The sequence below is a fragment of the Emticicia aquatica genome (genome assembly GCF_923079645.1).
Taxonomy (GTDB): Bacteria; Bacteroidota; Bacteroidia; order Cytophagales; family Spirosomataceae; genus Emticicia; species Emticicia aquatica.
This window is the reverse complement of record NZ_CAKLPY010000001.1, coordinates 294,090-312,867: the sequence shown is the minus strand read 5'-3', so window position 1 is coordinate 312,867 and position 18,778 is coordinate 294,090. Positions and strand designations below refer to the sequence as shown.

At 34.7% G+C, this 18,778-nt stretch carries 19 protein-coding genes; 15 read left to right on the top strand and 4 right to left on the bottom strand.

The features are described 5' to 3' along the window. Window positions 1–117 precede the first annotated feature (117 nt). A complete protein-coding gene (locus MJQ71_RS01305) occupies window positions 118–477 on the bottom strand; it encodes a hypothetical protein (RefSeq protein WP_238803912.1) in 360 nt (119 codons plus the stop codon). A 152-nt stretch (window positions 478–629) separates the two neighbouring features. Here MJQ71_RS01305 and MJQ71_RS01300 point away from each other — a divergent pair, with 152 nt between their 5' ends. The 9 genes from MJQ71_RS01300 (at window position 630) to MJQ71_RS01260 (ending at window position 10,187) form a co-directional block, all read left to right on the top strand. Next, complete coding sequence (locus MJQ71_RS01300) at window positions 630–1,400, top strand: class I SAM-dependent methyltransferase (protein WP_238803911.1); 771 nt, start codon at window positions 630–632, stop codon at window positions 1,398–1,400. Beyond that, entirely contained in the window at window positions 1,400–1,783 is a 384-nt protein-coding gene (locus MJQ71_RS01295; protein WP_238803910.1) for a DUF5360 family protein, read from the top strand. Before MJQ71_RS01300 ends, MJQ71_RS01295 begins: the two co-directional genes overlap by 1 nt. A gap of 10 nt (window positions 1,784–1,793) precedes the next feature. Continuing rightward, window positions 1,794–2,546: an SDR family NAD(P)-dependent oxidoreductase gene (locus MJQ71_RS01290; protein ID WP_238803909.1), complete on the top strand. Its 753-nt coding sequence runs from the start codon at window positions 1,794–1,796 to the stop codon at window positions 2,544–2,546. A 54-nt stretch (window positions 2,547–2,600) separates the two neighbouring features. Beyond that, complete coding sequence (locus MJQ71_RS01285) at window positions 2,601–3,362, top strand: SDR family NAD(P)-dependent oxidoreductase (RefSeq protein ID WP_238803908.1); 762 nt, start codon at window positions 2,601–2,603, stop codon at window positions 3,360–3,362. Between the two features lie 74 nt (window positions 3,363–3,436). Next, entirely contained in the window at window positions 3,437–4,252 is an 816-nt protein-coding gene (locus MJQ71_RS01280; protein ID WP_238803907.1) for a DUF5672 family protein, read from the top strand. Between the two features lie 46 nt (window positions 4,253–4,298). Continuing rightward, window positions 4,299–5,474: a glycosyltransferase family 9 protein gene (locus MJQ71_RS01275; RefSeq protein WP_238803906.1), complete on the top strand. Its 1,176-nt coding sequence runs from the start codon at window positions 4,299–4,301 to the stop codon at window positions 5,472–5,474. Continuing rightward, complete coding sequence (locus MJQ71_RS01270; RefSeq protein ID WP_238803905.1) at window positions 5,467–6,723, top strand: glycosyltransferase family 4 protein; 1,257 nt, start codon at window positions 5,467–5,469, stop codon at window positions 6,721–6,723. Before MJQ71_RS01275 ends, MJQ71_RS01270 begins: the two co-directional genes overlap by 8 nt. Window positions 6,724–6,737: 14 nt before the next feature. After that, window positions 6,738–8,267: an alpha-amylase family glycosyl hydrolase gene (locus MJQ71_RS01265; RefSeq protein ID WP_238803904.1), complete on the top strand. Its 1,530-nt coding sequence runs from the start codon at window positions 6,738–6,740 to the stop codon at window positions 8,265–8,267. 60 nt (window positions 8,268–8,327) lie between these two features. Continuing rightward, a complete protein-coding gene (locus tag MJQ71_RS01260) occupies window positions 8,328–10,187 on the top strand; it encodes a CocE/NonD family hydrolase (RefSeq protein ID WP_238803903.1) in 1,860 nt (619 codons plus the stop codon). Window positions 10,188–10,251: 64 nt separating this feature from the next. Here the strand turns inward: MJQ71_RS01260 and MJQ71_RS01255 are convergent, their stop codons facing one another. Next, on the bottom strand, window positions 10,252–11,157 hold the full coding sequence (locus tag MJQ71_RS01255) for a diacylglycerol/lipid kinase family protein (protein ID WP_238803902.1): 906 nt from the start codon (window positions 11,155–11,157) through the stop codon (window positions 10,252–10,254). 200 nt (window positions 11,158–11,357) lie between these two features. Here MJQ71_RS01255 and MJQ71_RS01250 point away from each other — a divergent pair, with 200 nt between their 5' ends. Further along, complete coding sequence (locus MJQ71_RS01250; protein ID WP_238803901.1) at window positions 11,358–12,143, top strand: DUF3050 domain-containing protein; 786 nt, start codon at window positions 11,358–11,360, stop codon at window positions 12,141–12,143. A gap of 70 nt (window positions 12,144–12,213) precedes the next feature. Here the strand turns inward: MJQ71_RS01250 and MJQ71_RS01245 are convergent, their stop codons facing one another. Then, on the bottom strand, window positions 12,214–12,990 hold the full coding sequence (locus MJQ71_RS01245; protein ID WP_238803900.1) for a CDP-alcohol phosphatidyltransferase family protein: 777 nt from the start codon (window positions 12,988–12,990) through the stop codon (window positions 12,214–12,216). Between the two features lie 175 nt (window positions 12,991–13,165). On the opposite strand from MJQ71_RS01245, the gene MJQ71_RS01240 reads away from it, so the two are divergent. The 5 genes from MJQ71_RS01240 (at window position 13,166) to MJQ71_RS01220 (ending at window position 18,184) form a co-directional block, all read left to right on the top strand. Beyond that, complete coding sequence (locus MJQ71_RS01240; RefSeq protein ID WP_238803899.1) at window positions 13,166–14,641, top strand: DUF1501 domain-containing protein; 1,476 nt, start codon at window positions 13,166–13,168, stop codon at window positions 14,639–14,641. 46 nt (window positions 14,642–14,687) lie between these two features. After that, window positions 14,688–15,209, top strand: coding sequence for a hypothetical protein (locus MJQ71_RS01235; protein ID WP_238803898.1), 522 nt, complete (start codon window positions 14,688–14,690; stop codon window positions 15,207–15,209). Window positions 15,210–15,506: 297 nt separating this feature from the next. Further along, a complete protein-coding gene (locus tag MJQ71_RS01230; RefSeq protein ID WP_238803897.1) occupies window positions 15,507–15,782 on the top strand; it encodes a co-chaperone GroES in 276 nt (91 codons plus the stop codon). Window positions 15,783–15,856: 74 nt separating this feature from the next. Further along, window positions 15,857–17,488, top strand: coding sequence for a chaperonin GroEL (groL, locus tag MJQ71_RS01225; RefSeq protein ID WP_238803896.1), 1,632 nt, complete (start codon window positions 15,857–15,859; stop codon window positions 17,486–17,488). 150 nt (window positions 17,489–17,638) lie between these two features. Next, on the top strand, window positions 17,639–18,184 hold the full coding sequence (locus tag MJQ71_RS01220) for a hypothetical protein (RefSeq protein ID WP_238803895.1): 546 nt from the start codon (window positions 17,639–17,641) through the stop codon (window positions 18,182–18,184). Window positions 18,185–18,197: 13 nt separating this feature from the next. Here MJQ71_RS01220 and MJQ71_RS01215 read toward each other — a convergent pair whose 3' ends face one another. After that, entirely contained in the window at window positions 18,198–18,623 is a 426-nt protein-coding gene (locus MJQ71_RS01215) for a hypothetical protein (protein WP_238803894.1), read from the bottom strand. Window positions 18,624–18,778: the final 155 nt, after the last annotated feature.

Here is an 18,778-nt window from a genome sequence, read left to right as displayed (position 1 = left end):
CTTGATAATCAATCTTTTACAATATCATATGCTTTAAATATACGATAGTAAAAAATACTTAGTAAAATCACTAAAGAAAACTGACCAAAATTACTGATAAAAAAACATTTAATTTGGTCAGTTTTCTTCTGATTTAGTGCTATCAAGTTTGGTTATTGTCAATTTTCGTGTTCTTTTTTTGTCACGTTCTTTCAAAGCTTTCTTGATAAGTTTTTTGTGTTCCATTCTTACTTTGAAAATAATTGCTTGACCGAATACACACAATCCGCCATTAATCATAATTAGGCTATAGCTTCCGAGCAGAAACCATCTTAAAAATGGAGCATTAGTGTGTTTCAAGTTGGCAGCTTCACTAAAAACGCTTAGCCCAAAACCTATTAAAGCCAAGCCTCCAACAGCAGAAAGTAACCATTTTGTGTAAAGACTCATTCTTTTTAACATCTTTTTTCCAGGTGGTTTTTGTTTTTTAACTTCCATGTTCTTGAATCTTTATTGTTATTGGTGTTAAATCTAACAACAAAAATAACTAATTTTGGAGCAAAGTTTCAACAATTATCAATTATCAGTAAAGAATTATGGGCATCGTACAACACTCATAACTCAACACTCGTAACTCAGCACTTACCAAAATGGGCAAAATTATTAGTTTTTTACTCCGATTTATTCCTAGAAAATATTTGCAACTCTTTAGCCATATACCGCTAAAAATCTATACTTTTTTCTTGAAAGGAAACAATGTTGAATGTCCAGTTTGTGATGCAAAATTGACTAAATTTATGCCTTATGGGCGTTTGATTTCTCGCCCGAATGCACTTTGTCCTAATTGTTTAGCTCTCGAACGCCACCGATTAATGGCTCTGTATTTAAAGGAAAGAACCAATTTTTTTACAGCAACAAATCTAAAAGTCTTGCATGTTGCACCAGAATATTGTTTCATTGACCGTTTTGAGGGAATGAAAAATCTAGAATATATAACTGCCGATATCGAATCGCCGTTGGCAAAAGTAAAAATGGATATTCATGATATTCCATTTGAAGCCAATACGTTTGACGTTGCCATTTGTAACCACGTAATGGAACACGTTGACGATTATCACCGAGCGATGTCAGAACTTTACCGAGTTTTGAAACCAAACGGTTGGGCAATTATTCAATCGCCGCAAGATTGGACAAAAGCACATACTTTTGAAGACCCAAGCATCACTGACCCACGTGAACGTGAAAGAATTTTTTGGCAAAATGACCACCTTCGTCTTTTCGGCAGAGATTATGGGCGTGAGTTAGAAAAAGCTGGTTTTAAAGTTACGGAAGATGATTTTGTAATGAAAATGCCAAAAGAATTAGTAAAACGATATTCATTACCAAGTGAAGAAATCGTATATTTTTGTGAGAAGAAATAATGAAAACGCTAAAGTATTTTTTCTTAATTACAGATATTGGTTTCATAATTTATTGGTTAATTACCTTACTAGGGTTAATCCCTGACGAATATCTTTATCAAGATTACACCAATCAGCTTTTAGTAGCATGGAATTGGAGTTTTTTTTGGCTTGATATTTTTGTTTCAATTACAGGTATTTTAAGTTTATATTTATGGAAAAAACAAAATAGTTCGTGGGAGAAAATAGCTTTAATTTCTTTAGTACTAACATTTTGCTCAGGGTTACAAGCTATTTCTTTTTGGATTATTCGGAAAGATTTCGACATAACATGGTGGCTTCCTAACCTTTTTTTAATGATTTATCCTCTATTCTTCATCTATAAAATTCTAAAAACCAAATAATATTCAACCTATGAGATTTAAAGACAAAGTAGTAATAATTACTGGTGGAAACTCTGGTATCGGCAAAGCGGCCGCAATTATGTTTGCCAAAGAAGGTGCAAAAGTGATGATTGCCGACTTATCTGAAAAAATGGGCGACGACCTCGTTGAGGAAATTGAGAAAACTGGCGGAGAAGCAACTTTTATACGAGTAAATGTTACCGACCTCGACGATGTTGAACGAATGATTGAACAAACAATTACTCGTTTAGGGCGATTTGATATTTTGGTGAATTCTGCGGGAATTCTTGGGCCACGCATACGAACCGACAAATATCCAGAAGAAGACTTTGATAAAGTAATCAATGTTAATGTTAAAGGATTATGGAACTGCATGAAAGTGGCCTTGAAACATTTCATCACCCAACGCAGCGGAAATATCGTTAATATTGCATCTGTTGCAGGTCATTTAGGAATGGTTGGTCATATTGCTTATTCGGCTAGTAAACATGCGGTTGTTGGCATGACCAAAACTGCTGGTATTGAGTACGCAAAATATGGCATTCGCATCAATGCGGTTTGTCCAGGTTTTACTCAAACGCCAATGCTTGAAGGAGCTGATACTGACGATGCCTACATGGAAGCTCTTCAACACGCAACACCAATGAAACGTTTTGGAAAACCCGAAGAAATTGCGAGTGCAATCTTATATTTGGCGGCAGATGAAGCATCTTTTATCACTGGTCAAAGTGTAATTTTGGACGGTGGGTTGATTTTGCAATAACCTTACTCCTATTTCTAATTATTAAAAAAATATCCTTTTGAAGGTATATAATTTATGAAAAACGTATTCGATTTAACAGGAAAAGTAGCCGTAATTACGGGTGCAAGTAAAGGTATTGGAGAAGCAATTGCCCGTATTTTTGCAGCTTATGGAGCAAAAGTTGTTATTAGTAGTAGAAAACAAGCCGATTTAGACGAATTGGCAAAAGAAATATGTGCTGAAGGTGGCGAATGTATTGGCATTGCGGCTCACACTGGCGAAATGGCTCAATTAAAAAACTTGGTTGAAAAAACTGTGGAAATTTATGGCGGAATTGACATTTTGGTCAATAATGCTGCAACAAACCCCGTTTATGGGCCTTCACTAGAGTGTTCGGAAAGTGCTTTTGACAAAATAATGCAAGTCAATGTAAAAGCCCCTTTTGAATTAGCTAAGATGGTTCATCCAATTATGAAATCTCGTGGAGGTGGTAGCGTAATCAATATTAGTAGTATTGCTGGCCATACACCTGACCCAGGTTTGGGAATGTACAGCGTCAGTAAAGCATCGTTAAATATGCTAACAAAAGTTTTGGCCAAAGAATGGGGCGAAGACAAGATCAGAGTCAATGCCATTTGCCCTGGTTTGATAAAAACTAAGTTCAGCCAAGCACTTTGGGACAATGATAAAACTTTAGCCCATTTTACAAAAAATTTGCCAATCGCACGCATGGGAACGGTAGAAGAAATTTCACCAATGGCATTGTATTTGGCTTCAGCGGCATCAGGCTATACTACTGGTGGATTATTTTCGATTGATGGTGGAACAATAATTTGATTTTATTGATTCACAGTACTAAATAAAAACTATTTTTATAAAAAAACGAATTCCCAACAGCTAAAAACTATAAAGTGAGTGTTTGTGTAATAATTCCGATTTATCAAGAAAAACTGAGCAAAACAGAGAAGATTTCTCTTGCTCAAGGAATACGTGTTTTGGGTCATTATCCAATTATCGTAATCAAACCCAAGTCTTTGAATATCAATCATTTACAACAACAATATTCACAAATACAATTTGAATCATTTGATGATTCGTATTTTAAAAGCACACTTTCATACAACAAACTTATGCTTTCGGAGGAGTTTTATGGTAGGTTTTTAAAATACGACTATATGCTCATTTATCAGTTAGATGCATTTGTTTTTCGGGATGAATTAACATATTGGTGTGAAAAAGGCTACGATTATATTGGAGCTCCTTGGCGGATTGAAATAGATTTCGATTCAAAAATCAAAGAATTTATCTGGAATGTGAAGAAAAAACTAGCTATTTGGTTCGACCTTAAAGAGGAACTTTACGGTAAATTCGGTCCTAAAGAAATCATTATGAAACGTTCGGTTGGTAATGGTGGCTTTTCGCTGAGACGAACACAAAAGTTGCTAAGTTTGATTCCTAAAAATCAGAAAAAAATTGACGAATATTTAGAGAAAGTCAAAACTCATCCTGCTTATAACGAAGATATGTTTTGGGGAATTGAATTGAATCGTTATGTACCTCAACTCAAAATTCCTAATTGGAAAACTGCCTTAAAATTCGGCGTTGAACATTTGCCCAAAAAAGCCTATCAACTTAACGGCGGCTTACCTTTTGGTTGCCACGCTTGGGATATTTACGAAACTGATTTTTGGAAAAAAGAGATTGAAAAATTTGGCTACAAATACTAAAAAACACGACTAAAAAAATTTATAAAAAACTGATAATAAGCATTTTATGAGAAAATATTGCGGAACACCACGAGAGACAATTCCATTCAAAATCATGGATTTTTTTGTGGATATTTATGCAAAACTTTTTTATAAAAGAAGAAACCTAACGCCAATCAATACTGATTCACCTCGAATTTTGATTGCTTCTTTAGGTCATTTAGGCGATGCTTTGACGGTAACTTATATGTTTCCGCTCATTAAAAAAACGTATCCAAATGCTAAAATTGACTTACTTTCTGCAAAATGGTGCGAACCAGTAAATCAACATAATCCGTACATCGACAAAACCATTTACATTAATCATTTTCAAACCAATCGCCGTAAAATTTCACGTTGGGAGAAAATTAAAGATTTTTATCATACTTTTAGACAAGCTTTACCGATTCTTCGACAAGAAAATTACGATTATTACATTGATATTCGTTACAGCGATGCGGTTGCACATTTTGTGTTGCCTTTCATCAGTGTAAAAAAAGCTTTTGGCTTTTCAAGACGTGGTTTGGGCGGACTTTTAGACAAAGAGTTTGATGTTCCTTCGCACGAATTCCATCATTTTGATATGTACTTCATACTGTTACAGGAAATTGGAGTGAAGGCAAATTTTGAAGAAATAACACCTTATTTCCCGATTCCTGCGAATGTTACTTTAGAAAATATTCAGCAAAAATTAGCTTTAAAAAATAATCGTTTTTTCATGCTTTTCCCCGAATCTGGTGGTGAGCACAAGCAACTTTCAGTAAATTTTTGGGCAAAAACAATCGAGCTTATTTTAGAGCAAAACGAGATTTCGGTTTTATTATGTGGTCAAACACAAATGTCGAACCAAATTTTAGATTTGGTAACAGATACTTATAAAAACAGAATCATTGATACATCGACCAAAATAAATATTCAGGAAATAGCCATTCTATCAAAAAATGCGGCATTTGCTCTCACACTTGATTCGTTTCCCGAACATTTATGCTGTATTTTCTGTCCAACAATTACTATTTTTAAAGGAACAGGCTATCCATTTTTCCCATTAGCCAATTTCCCAGTTTATTTGATTCATAACCATAAACCGAGCATTGGGCAGCATTTTGACCGTACAAATGTTGAAGCGTTGTATCATGAAAATGTGGAAACTGATGGCGTTCAAACGCTGGTTTTGACCAAAATAAGCTCACTTTTACATGAATAAAGTCATTTTAGATACATCCGTTTTGGGATTGGGCTATTTTCACGAACAGTCACGCACGGGTATTTTCAGAGTTGCCGAAGAACTTTTCAAAGGTTTACACAAAAACGATGAAATAGAATTATCATTGGCAAACATCGAAAATTTGCCCGAAATGATGAGTTATCTAAAAAAGTATTTTCCCGAATCACAGTTTGATTTAGTCAATAAAAAATCAGATAAGTTCCGAGCTAAATTTGAAAGTGCCATTATTTCAATTTTCCCAATAAAATCTTTTCCTCAAAAAGCCATTCGTGAAGCATTTGTTCGCACACGAGGTTATATAAAACCACAATTTTCCTTTAACCCAAAATCGCTTTCTGCTTACGATATTTATCATTCTCCTTTTCTGCCGATTCCTAAGGAATTAAAAGGTATGACGAAACCAAAAAAAATCATTACGATTCATGATTTAATTCCACATTTATTTCCTCAGTATTTTGGCGAATGGAACAAGATGATGATGCGTAAAATCTTGGAAAGTATTGATGAAAACACTTTTCCTGTATGTGTTTCGGAAGCAACAAAAAATGATTTATGCGAAGCAACGGGTATTTCTGCTGATAGGATTTCGGTAGTTCATTTGGCAGCATCAAAAGAAATATTTCATCCTGAAAACGACAAAATTATTATAGAGAAAACATTAGAAAAGTACAATATTCCGAGCGAAAAAAAATACTTACTTTCGGTATCAACACTTGAACCAAGAAAAAATATTGAACGAACCATCAGGGCATTTTTGCATCTAGTACAACAAGAAAAAATCAATGACTTAAACTTGGTTTTGGTTGGAGCAAAAGGCTGGCAATTTGATGCAATTTTTGAAGAAATAAAGTCAAATTCGACGCTAAAAGACAGAATCATTTGTACTGGTTTTGTGGCAGATGAAGATTTGGCAGCTTTATATTCTTCAGCCATTGGCTTTGTTTACCCATCACTTTATGAGGGTTTTGGCTTGCCACCTCTGGAAGCATTGCAATGCGGCACTCCAGTAATTTCATCTACAAAAAGTTCAATTCCAGAAGTAGTTGGCGACGCTGGTATTTTGGTTGAACCAACCGATGAAAATGCTATTTCGCAAGCAATGTTACAATTTTATCAAAACGAAAATTTAAGACATAAATTAAGTAAAAAGGCAATCGAACAAGCCGAAAAGTTTTCTTGGGAAAAATTTGTAGATGAGCATATAAAAATCTATCAAGAGGTTTCATAAAAATACTAAAACCTATGAAAAAAATATTCTTTTTATTGTTACTTTCATTCCAAACAATAGCACAAAATCAGCCTCCACAAATTTGTTACGAAATATTTATTCGCTCCTTTGCTGATTCAAACGGCGATGGTATTGGTGACATCAATGGCATTACTTCTAAACTTGATTATTTGAAAAATTTGGGCGTTGATGCCATTTGGATAACGCCATTTTGCCAATCGCCATCTTATCACAAATATGATGTAGTTGATTACAAGAAAATAGACCCAGAATACGGTACGATGGACGATTTCAAGCATTTAATTGCAGAAGCACACAAACGTAAGATACTGATTATCAAAGATTTTGTGATTAATCATACCAGCGACCAACATCCTTGGTTTTTGGAAGCCAAGAAAGGAAAAAACAATCCATATCGGGCGTATTATAATTGGATGACACCGCAGAAAATTGACTCAATGGGCGTTGCCACAAGAGAAGCATCGGGTGGCTCGTGGGAATTGAAACCATGGCATTTTGTCAATAAAAATGATGATGAAAAATACTACGGATTATTTTGGAGTGGGATGCCCGATTTGAATTTTGATAATCCAAAAGTTAGGAGAGAAATTTACGATATTGGTAAATTTTGGTTGAAAGACATTGGCGTTGATGGTTTCCGACTTGATGCAGCAAAACATCTTTATCCCGAATGGGAAGCTCAAAAATGTCATGCTTTTTGGCAAGAATTTAAGCAAGAAATGACCACAGCAAAACCCAATGTTTATTTGGTTGGAGAAGTTTGGGCTGATGCCAAAATTGTTGCACCATTTTTTAAAGGACTCAATGCCAACTTTGATATTGATGCTTGTTTGAAACTATGGGAAATAATAAAAACGGGCAAAGAACAAGACTTCATCAAAACGTTATTAGCTAATTATCAGACATTTAGCCAAGCAAATCCTGATTTTATTAATGCTACAATTATTGATAATCACGACCAAAATCGTATCGGTAATACATTGGAAGGCAATATTGATAAAATGAAAGTTGCTGCTAATTTATTACTCACTTTGCCTGGCGAACCTTACATTTATTACGGCGAAGAAATTGGTATGTTCGGACAAAAACCTGATGAAAATATCAGAGAACCATTTTTATGGGATGTGAAATCGGCCGATAAATACCGTACTTCTTGGATAAAACCGACTTTTACAACAGAATCGACAGTGAAACCTTTGTCGATTCAAAAAACTGATATAAATTCTATTTATAATCATTACAAAAAACTCATTTCTTTTCGCAAAAGTCAGGTAGCAATGCGACAAGTTTCTCCAGCAAATTTGAAAGAAAGCTCCATTAAACAAGAAGGAATTATAGCCTTTATTCGACCTCATCCTTCAGGTGATTTATTGGTTATCCATAACATTAATAGCGAAGCTAAAAATATAACTTTAGACACGAAAAATCAATTTTTCAAGAAAATTATTTTCAAAACCTCAGCAGCTTCACTCAATAAAAATATTATCCAAATACCAGCCTTTAGCGTTGTTGTTTTAAAATAGTAAAAGATTTCTGCTATTTTTGTTTTTAAACATTTCTTCCAATTAAATCTCAACAAACTCATGAAAAACTTTGTAAGCTTAGTGCTTATTTTTTGTTCATTTGTCGGCTTTTCGCAAACAAATGATGCAGATTATGCACGAAAAAACTATATTAAAAAAGAAATTTACGTTTCCATGCGTGATGGCGTCAAACTCTTTACCTCAATTTATTTGCCTAAAGATTCTACCAAAAAATACCCAATCTTGATGCAGCGTACCCCCTACTCAGTTGCACCTTATGGCGATGGCAAATACCGTAACTCCCTTGGGCCAAGTGCTGAATTAATGCGAGATGGTTATATTTTTGTTTATCAAGATGTACGTGGTCGTTGGATGTCGGAAGGAATTTTTGCTGAAATGAGACCTCACATTGATGAAAAAAAGGCTGGTGACATTGATGAATCAACCGATACTTATGACACAATCGAATGGTTGGTTAAGAGCTTATCCTACAATACTGGAAAATTGGGGATGTGGGGAATCAGCTATCCAGGATTTTACGCTTCTGCGGGCTTAATGGCTGGACATCCAGCTTTAGTAGCCTCTTCTCCGCAAGCTCCAATGGCTGATTTATGGCGTGATGATAGCTTTCATAATGGGGCGTTTATGTTACCTCATAATTTTGGTTTTTACCCGTCTTTTACTAACCGAACCGACGGAAAACCAACACAGAGCTATAACAAACCCTTTAGTTTTGGCACGCCAGATGGTTATAAATATTATTTGAATTTAGGACCATTGAAAAACTCATTGAATTTCGCTGATTATCACGGAAAAGACCCTTATTGGAAAGCTAATTTAGAACATCCAAATTATGATGAATTTTGGAAAGCTCACAATATTTTGAATCACCACAATAAAATAAAACACGCCGTAATGATTGTTGGCGGTTGGTACGATGCCGAAGATTTATACGGCACTTTCAAGACTTATCAGTCTGTGGAAGCAAAAAATCCAGGTATTTCAAATACGTTTGTCGTTGGCCCTTGGGTACACGGCGGCTGGGCAAGAGGTGATGGAGAAACACTTGGAAATGTAAATTTCGGACAGAAAACAGCCATTTACTACCGTGAAAATATAGAACGTAAATTTTTTAATTACTATTTAAAAGGAGAAGGAGACAATGTTTTTGCAGAGGCCTTGATGTATGAAACTGGTACAAATAAATGGCGGAATTTTACTGAATGGCCACCTAAAGCAGCCAAAGAGAAAGACTTATTTTTACTACCAAATGGTAAACTTTCGTTTGATGCTCCTAGTGATAAAAAGAGTTTCAGCGAGTACATTTCTGACCCAAATAAACCTGTTCCATCTTCTGATTATATAACTTCAGGAATGCCACGTGAGTATATGGTTGATGACCAACGTTTTGCAAGTAGAAGACCTGATGTATTGACTTTTCAAACCGATATTTTGGAAAATGATATAACTTTGGCAGGAAATATTTTAGCCAATTTGAAAGTTTCGACAACTGGAACAGACGCTGATTTTATCGTAAAAGTCATTGATGTTTATCCAGACGATGCTAAAGACAATGCAAATACGGCTAAACACATAAAAATGGCAGGATATCAACAAATGGTAAGAAGTGAAGCCATGCGTGGTAAATTTCGTAAAAGCATTGAAAATCCAGTTCCTTTTAAGCCAAATAAAGTAGAAGAAGTAAATTTTGAATTGCAAGATATACTGCATACTTTCCAAAAAGGGCATCGAATAATGGTACAAGTACAAAGTACATTTTTCCCTATTATCGACCGAAATCCACAAAAATTTGTGCCGAATATTTTCTTTGCAGAATCTTCTGATTTTCAATCGGCTACACATAAAGTGTATCACGAAAAGAAAAACGCTAGTTCATTAAAAGTTAGAATTTTGGAGTAATCTATCAATATCGAAATACTAGATATGAGCAAAGGTTTCATATCTAGTATTTTGAATAAAAATTTTATGCAATAAAATCAATAAAATGGGGCTTTACCGAAATTTTCATCGGCAGAAAACCAATAAATTCTCCATCCATATCAATTGGCATATTCGGAGTTTCAGATTCAAAATATAGTTCTTTCGTAGTAAAATACTCAATAGCAGGATGATTCAAGCGTTTACATCGCTTTAAATTCAAGAAATTTTTGAAATAATCAATCAAACCTACATCGCCAAGAGCAATCGCATTAAGTACACCATCGCTCACATTGGCATCGGGTGCCACTCCCAAACCACTCCCAAAATATTTGGCATTAGCAGCACAAAAATTCATAATTTTACCCGAATAAGTAAAGTTATCACCTTTAACTTTTATAACTTTCGGCTTGTAACTCAATAAGTTTTTGATGATAAAATATTGATAAGTAATGGTTGAACCAAATATTTTTTTCGACTCAAAAAGTTGTTGAGCAATCACCCCGCCAATACCTACATCCGTAATATTGATAAAAAATTGGTATTGTTCCTGCCCTTCTTTTGATACAAATTCGGCAAATCCAATATCTATTTTTTTCGATGTATTTTGAGTAATCAACATTTTAATCTCGCTTAATAATTTAGGAGATTGAATGGTTTTTATAAAATCATTTCCTGAACCTCTTGGCAATAAACCCAATTTGATATTTTTATTCCCCGATTTAATTATTCCATTCAGCACTTCATTTAATGTACCATCTCCTCCGCAAGCAATAATATGCGTAAAACCCTCATTAGCGATACGTTCAGCCAAAAAGATAGCGTGCTGAAAATAGCTTGTTTCAAAAACTTTTGTTTGAAATTTATCTTCGCTAAAAAGCATTTGAATTTCTTTTAGTAAGTGCTTTTTCCTTTTAGATTTACCATGAACAATGAAAGCGAGTTTTAGCATAAAAAACTTAGGTTAGGATTGAAACAACACAAATTAAGTAATTATTTTTAAATCTAATCGATGGTTCTTTTTAGTTTTTATTGAAATCTTTTTTTGGAAACATCAGAAATTCAAAGCTGTTTCTTCATAAAAAAATACTGTTGGTGTTAACAAAAAACATTCTTTTGAGTTTAAATAAAAACAAGATTTATAAAACAAATATGAACGAAAATATTAACAGAATCCAGCAAACAATCGAACCGCTTAGACAGCAAATTATCCATCACAAGGTTTATTCCGTAATCAATGATATAGACGACCTCAAACTTTTCATGCAATATCATGTATATGCAGTTTGGGATTTTATGTCGCTACTTAAAGCTCTCCAAAATAACCTAACTTGTACTTCCGTTCCTTGGTTTCCAAAGGGAACAGCCGATACCCGTTATTTAATCAATGAAATTGTGGTTGGAGAAGAATCTGATATAGATATGAATGGAAGCAGAAAAAGTCATTTTGAACTTTACCTTGAAGCCATGAATCAGTTAGAAGCAAATACTGCACAAATTGAAAAATTTACGCATATTTTAAGTGAAACAGGCGATTTCAATGCAGCATTTTTACTTTCTGAAACACCACAAGAAGCTCGTGATTTCGTGCAGTTTACTTTTGATATAATCAATAGCAATAAAGCATATTTGCAAGCAGCTATTTTTACATTTGGTCGAGAAGATTTAATTCCTGGAATGTTTCTTTCAATCATTAATGACATTCATTTGAATATTCCCGAAAAAATTTCAATTTTCAAGTATTACCTCGAAAGACACATCGAAGTTGATGGCGACCACCACAGTCATCTTGCTTTACAAATGACTGCTAATCTTTGTGGTAATAACAAGCAATTTTGGCAAGAAGTGGAAGAAGCGACCATTCAATCGCTACAAAAACGTATCCAGCTTTGGGATGGTGTTTATGGAGCTATCATGCAAGAAAAAATTACGGTATAAAGTAAAACTTCGGCATACTTTGAAGATTATTTTCAAAGTATGCCGAAGTTAAACAATACCAATATTTGAGCTATTCTAAACTCAAGTTGATTTTTCTGATACCAATCAAAACAACGATAAATATGCTATAAAACACAAAAAAAGGCACAATATACTCTATTAAGTGCATTGAAAGCATAATGGCAATGATGAGTAGTTGAAATCCTAATCCATAAATAGAAAGAAAAGTCATGAACCAATTTGGAAAAGATTTTGCACGGAAAGCTTCTTTGTCCAATGAATAAATAATTCTGTCAAAAATTCCATACAAAATTAAGTATAATTTAAATAATGTATTAACCGATTTCTGATTTTCATTCGGAAAGGCAATCGGTGTTTTTCTTTCAAAAATCTGACTTGTTGAATCTCCTCCAGCCAAATTATTTCTCAAAATTACATAGTAATAATTGTACAACGTTCCTTGTAATTGAATCGCAGCAAAAGCAAACAAAGTCCATAAAAAAGTAGCTTCAGAAACATAACAAATACTCATCAAAAACATAAAGTTTAAGATAATATCAAATACGCTATCAAGGTATCTTCCAGTGTAGGATGGTGTGTTTTTCACCCTTGATAATTCACCATCGGCTGCATCAATGATTGATTTGAGAATAATAAAAAATCCTGCAAAAAAATAATGAGCATTCAAGATGCAATAAATGGCAATCAATCCAGAAATGCCAAAGAGAAACGTCACATGAATGGGTGTAAATCGCGTGGTTTTTAATTGATTGGCGAATAGTGTAGCAAGCGGTCTTCCATAATCGGACAAATCAACAAATTTATCCTGAGCGGCAAGTTTAGACATTTAAGGTGTAACAAAATATACTAAGACAATATAGTCATACCACAAAAGTAAGAGTATTTACTCGAAGTTTATTTAAAAGTGCTACTTTAGTCAATTAATGCATACCAAATAATTGACTTCTTGGTTTATCAATACAAAATCTTTTGTAACTTAGTAGTTAAATTCAACCTTATAAATGCAAAAATTAATCAAAGAATTTCTTCAAACTGAAGCAGAATACCAAACTCGTCGGCACTTTCTACAAACTTGTACAACAGGTTTGGGTGCAATGGCATTTGGCTCAATGTTAGGCGGTTGTTTAGGAAAAGACACAAGTAATAAAGCTTTAAATGACCCAATGTTGCCTAAAACACCTCACTTTGCCCCAAAAGTAAAGCAGGTAATTTATATTCACATGGCAGGAGCTCCTTCACAATTAGAGTTATTTGATTATAAGCCAGCTCTACAAAAGTTTGATGGACAAGATTGTCCACAAGAATTTTTGGAAGGCAAAAAATTTGCATTTATCCGAGGTGTACCTAAAATGCTCGGGTCAATCGGAAAATTCAGTCAGCATGGAAATTCTGGAGCATTAATTTCTGATTTTCTTCCTTATTTACCCGAAGTTGCCGATGACTTGACTTTCTTGAAAGCCATGTACACCGACCAATTTAACCATGCTCCTGCTCAGTTATTGATGCACACAGGCAGCCCTCGTTTAGGTCGCCCAAGTATGGGAGCTTGGTCAGTTTATGGATTAGGCTCAGAAAATCAAAACCTGCCTGGTTATATAGTTTTAGCTTCGGGCGGACGTAGCCCTGATGCGGGCAAAAGCGTTTGGGGAAATGGGTTCTTACCATCTATTTATCAAGGTGTGCAATGCCGCACTGGCGGTGACCCAGTTTTGTATGTTTCTGACCCGCATGGCATGAGCCGAGATATTAGAAAACAAACAATCGAAGCTATAAATGAAATCAATAAACAACAATACGAAGCGGTACAAGACCCTGAGATTTTAACTCGAATTTCACAATATGAAATGGCTTTCCGAATGCAAGTTTCAGTTCCCGAAGTAATGGACACAAGCCAAGAACCAGAGTGGGTAAGGAATATGTATGGTGCAGTACCAGGTGAAGGTTCTTTTGCCAATAATTGTTTGCTCGCAAGACGTTTAGTTGAAAATGGTGTAAGGTTTGTACAACTTTTTCATTGGGGATGGGATTGTCATGGAACTGACCAAAGACTATCTCTCGATGGAGGTTTCAAAGATTTATGTCAAGTTACCGACAGAGCGGTAACAGGTTTATTGAAAGACCTTAAAATGCGTGGATTACTTGACGAAACATTGGTTGTTTGGGGTGGCGAATTTGGCAGAACTCCCATGCAGGAAAACCGTGACGGTCAAACGCTACCATTCAAAGGTCGTGATCATCATTTGGATGCTTTCACTGTCTTTATGGCAGGAGGAGGTTTGCAAAAAGGGATGTCTTTTGGAGAAACAGACGATTTGGGATATTACGGAGTAAAAGACCGTACGCACGTGCATGATTTGCAAGCAACAATTTTGCATTTGATGGGTTTTGACCACGAAAAACTCACCTACCCTTTTCAAGGACGCTCTTATCGCCTGACAGATGTTGCGGGAAAAGTTATTAAACCAATTTTAGCATAAATTCCAGCAAAATCTCACAAAAGGCTCAATCAAAATATTTGTTTCAATGAAAAAACTTACCACCTTCTTATTTATTTGTATTGCATTAAGTTGTTTTGCCCAAAAAGATTCATCTTATTACAATCCAAATATTACTCGAAAGCTATTTTCCTTAAAACCCTTACAAAAAGTAAACAGTATTTATTATTATGGGGAGCGAAAGTTGAATAGCTATTATTCTTTGGAAGTGCCTTTTTTTGAATTAAATGATGCCGAAGTAAACTTTCACTATAAAAAATTCAAAACATTCACAGCAATCGGACAAGCGATTAGTTTCATTCCTACAATATATATTCTTGCCAATCTTAACAATACACGTCGCCAACAAAGCGGCTATTATACAGGCACTTATTTGGGTATTATTCTCGCGTCACTTGGTGGTTCACTAGCCTGTACTTTTATCGGAAAATCGCATATCAAGAAAGCTGCTATCAAATATAACCAAGCCATTGGTAAAGACACTTTAGGTTTTTGGCAAATAAAAACCGATGAAAACTCATTAGGCATGGCTCTTAGATATAATTTTTAAATGCAATTTTTGTCGTGTTAGTCTTGAAATTTGTCATTTTCAAATTTATATGACAGACTTTTAAACATTTTTGGCAGTCAAAACTGAAATTTTGTCAGAAAACCGTACCTTTGCCGTCCGTTGGCAAAACTTTTGTGGAACTGTCAGCACGTCAATAATTCAGATGCTAGATTTGAGGTATAAGATTTGAGATACAATAATCATCTGCAATAAAGTTGAAACATAGGTATCTCTATTTTAATATCCAAATTTATTATCTCAATCTAATTTTTTTAAACTCTAAAAATTCAGAATAAAATGTCAGTAAACATTAAGCCTTTAGCAGACAGAGTATTGGTAGAAGCTGCTCCGGCAGAAGAAAAAACAGCATTTGGTATCATCATACCTGATACTGCAAAAGAAAAACCACAAAAAGGTATTGTAGTTGCAGCAGGACCAGGCAAAAAAGATGAGCCAACAATCGTAAAAGTAGGTGATAGCGTACTTTATGGAAAATATGCTGGAACTGAAATCACAGTTGATGGAAAAGAATATCTTATCATGCGTGAGTCTGATATCTACGCAATAGTTTAATTGGCTATTAGCTAAAAAATTAAACAGCAAAATCACTCATTACAATCATTTAAAATTCATTATTCAAAGAAAAAATGGCAAAGCAAATTATATTTGATACAGACGCAAGAGAGAAGTTGAAACGTGGCGTTGATACTCTTGCAAATGCAGTAAAAGTAACATTAGGACCAAAAGGTCGTAACGTAATCATTGACAAGAAATTTGGTTCACCTGCAATCACTAAAGATGGTGTAACGGTAGCTAAAGAGATTGAGTTGAAAGATTCAATCGAAAATATGGGTGCTCAATTAGTTAAAGAAGTAGCTTCTAAAACTGCTGACCAAGCAGGTGACGGAACTACAACTGCAACAGTATTAGCACAATCTATCTACACTATCGGTGCGAAAAACGTAGCGGCTGGTGCAAATCCGATGGATTTGAAACGTGGTATCGAAAAAGCAGTAACAGCAGTTGTATCGGCTTTGAAAGCTCAATCTAAAGCAATCTCAACTTCAAAAGAAATTGAGCAAGTTGCAACAATCTCTGCCAACAACGACCATGAAATCGGTCAAATGATTGCTCACGCAATGGAGAAAGTTGGTAAAGAAGGTGTTATCACAGTTGAAGAAGCTCGTGGAACAGAAACTGAAGTTAAAACTGTAGAAGGTATGCAGTTTGACAGAGGTTATTTATCTCCATATTTTGTAACAAACGCTGAGAAAATGGAAGTTGAAATGGAAAAACCATTCATCTTGATTTCTGAGAAAAAAGTTTCTTCAATGAAAGAACTTCTTCCAGTGTTAGAAGGCGTTGCACAAACTGGTCGTCCGTTGTTAATCATCGCTGAAGATGTTGATGGTGAAGCTTTGGCTACTTTAGTTGTAAACAAAATCCGTGGTGCTTTGAAAGTGTGTGCTGTAAAAGCTCCAGGTTTTGGCGACCGTCGTAAAGCAATGTTAGAAGACATCGCAATCTTGACTGGCGGTACTGTAATTGCTGAAGAAAGAGGTTTCAAATTAGAAAATGCTGATATTTCTTACTTAGGACATTGCGATAAAATCATCATCGATAAAGATAATACTACTATCGTAAACGGTGCTGGTGACCAAGAACAAATTGCTGGTCGTGTTAACCAAATCAAAGCTCAGATGGAATCAACTACTTCTGACTATGACCGTGAAAAATTACAAGAGCGTTTGGCTAAATTGTCAGGTGGTGTAGCAATTATCTACATCGGTGCTGCAACTGAGGTTGAAATGAAAGAGAAAAAAGACCGTGTTGATGATGCACTTCATGCAACTCGTGCTGCCGTTGAAGAAGGTATCGTAGCTGGTGGTGGTGTAGCCTTGATTCGTGCTCAATCAGCTTTAGCTGGTCTTGAAGGCTTAAATGGTGACGAAACTACTGGTATCGCTATCATCCGTTCGGCTATCGAATCTCCATTGCGTACAATCGTTGCTAATGCTGGTGGCGAAGGTTCGGTAATTGTTCAAGAAGTGAAAAACGGAAAAGACGATTACGGTTATAACGCTCGTGAAGATAAATTTGAATATATGTTGGCAGCAGGTATCATTGACCCTACGAAAGTAACTCGTTTGGCTCTTGAAAATGCAGCATCAATCGCTGGTTTATTATTGACAACTGAAGCGGTTGTTTCTGATATTCCAGAAGATAAAGCTCCAGACATGGGTCACTCACATGGTGGCGGAATGGGTGGAATGATGTAATAAACACCAAAATTTAACAAAAAAGGTCTTAGGAGAAATCTTAAGACCTTTTTTGTTATTTGTATGAATTTTAAAATTTGTTTTTCTTTTAATAATTAATCAAATTTGTAAATAATCGCATCAAAATTTCACATTATTTCATTAGGAATTATGTACGCTCAATTCACTCAAAATATTAAACTTCATTTTGTTTACATCGGAATATTTATCTCTGCTCATTGCGTTGCACAAAAAGATTTAGACAGAAATCCAGTATTTTTTGAGTTGGCAAAAAAACACATCAGCTATCCCAAAAATGCTATTTTATCAAGCCTCTATGGAAGAATTTATGTCAAATTTTTTGTTAATCGTGTTGGAAAAATCGAGGATATAGAAGTTTTCTATCCTTTAATGACACCTCAATTTGAACAAAATCTCAATTTTGGTGGAAATATAAAAAAAGGGCTAAAAAAACTCCCACTTTTAGGTTTGGGTTACGAAGGTGAATATATTTTACCGATTGCTTTCGTTTTTACAAATTATAGTGAAAGTTCAGCGGTTGTCTATCCGACCAATACACTCCCTGATTTTATTGAAATTGGTAATAAAACGATTTTAACAGAAATACAAATTTTCGGAAAAAGTAACCGTTATTCTTATTTTCGTCCACAATCTGGATTTGAAACATCTCCGCCAAGTTGGCAGATTGTTGAGTAAAATTTCATTCCTATCAATTATTATTTTTCACTTCAACCAAAATTATAGTACTCAAAAGCAACCAAATAAGTGTAGAAATAAGTAAATATATTCGATGAAAGAGATAAAAACTAGCTTTAGATTTTACGATAAACAACTGAAAATCAAGAAATAAATTCAATTTAAAGTGAAGTATAAAAAGTGTTATTTGAAGAAAAATCAATAAAATACTTAATCCAAAAAGCTTTTTTTGTGTTCGATACTGAAAAGCAGTGCCTACAAAAATGATGATACTAAAATAATTAAGATAGTTTGTTACGGCCTGCGTAATAAAACCCATTTTGGTGTGGCTACCCAAAACTCGCATTCCAATCGGAACAACAATTCCTGCGTAAAATGTAAATGCCCCCCACCAAATTATTAGCAATACAACGGTAATTTTTCGGCCAATATCTATCATTTTCTTCTATTAATAAATTTTAAGCAATTTTTTCAAGCAAAATTTAATGCTTAAAAAACTTAGTTAAACGCATTAAAAATAATCATTTCTTGAACAAAAAAAGTATTTTTAATGTCTTTCAAATTAAAACGAGTACAACATTTCAATCTAAAATC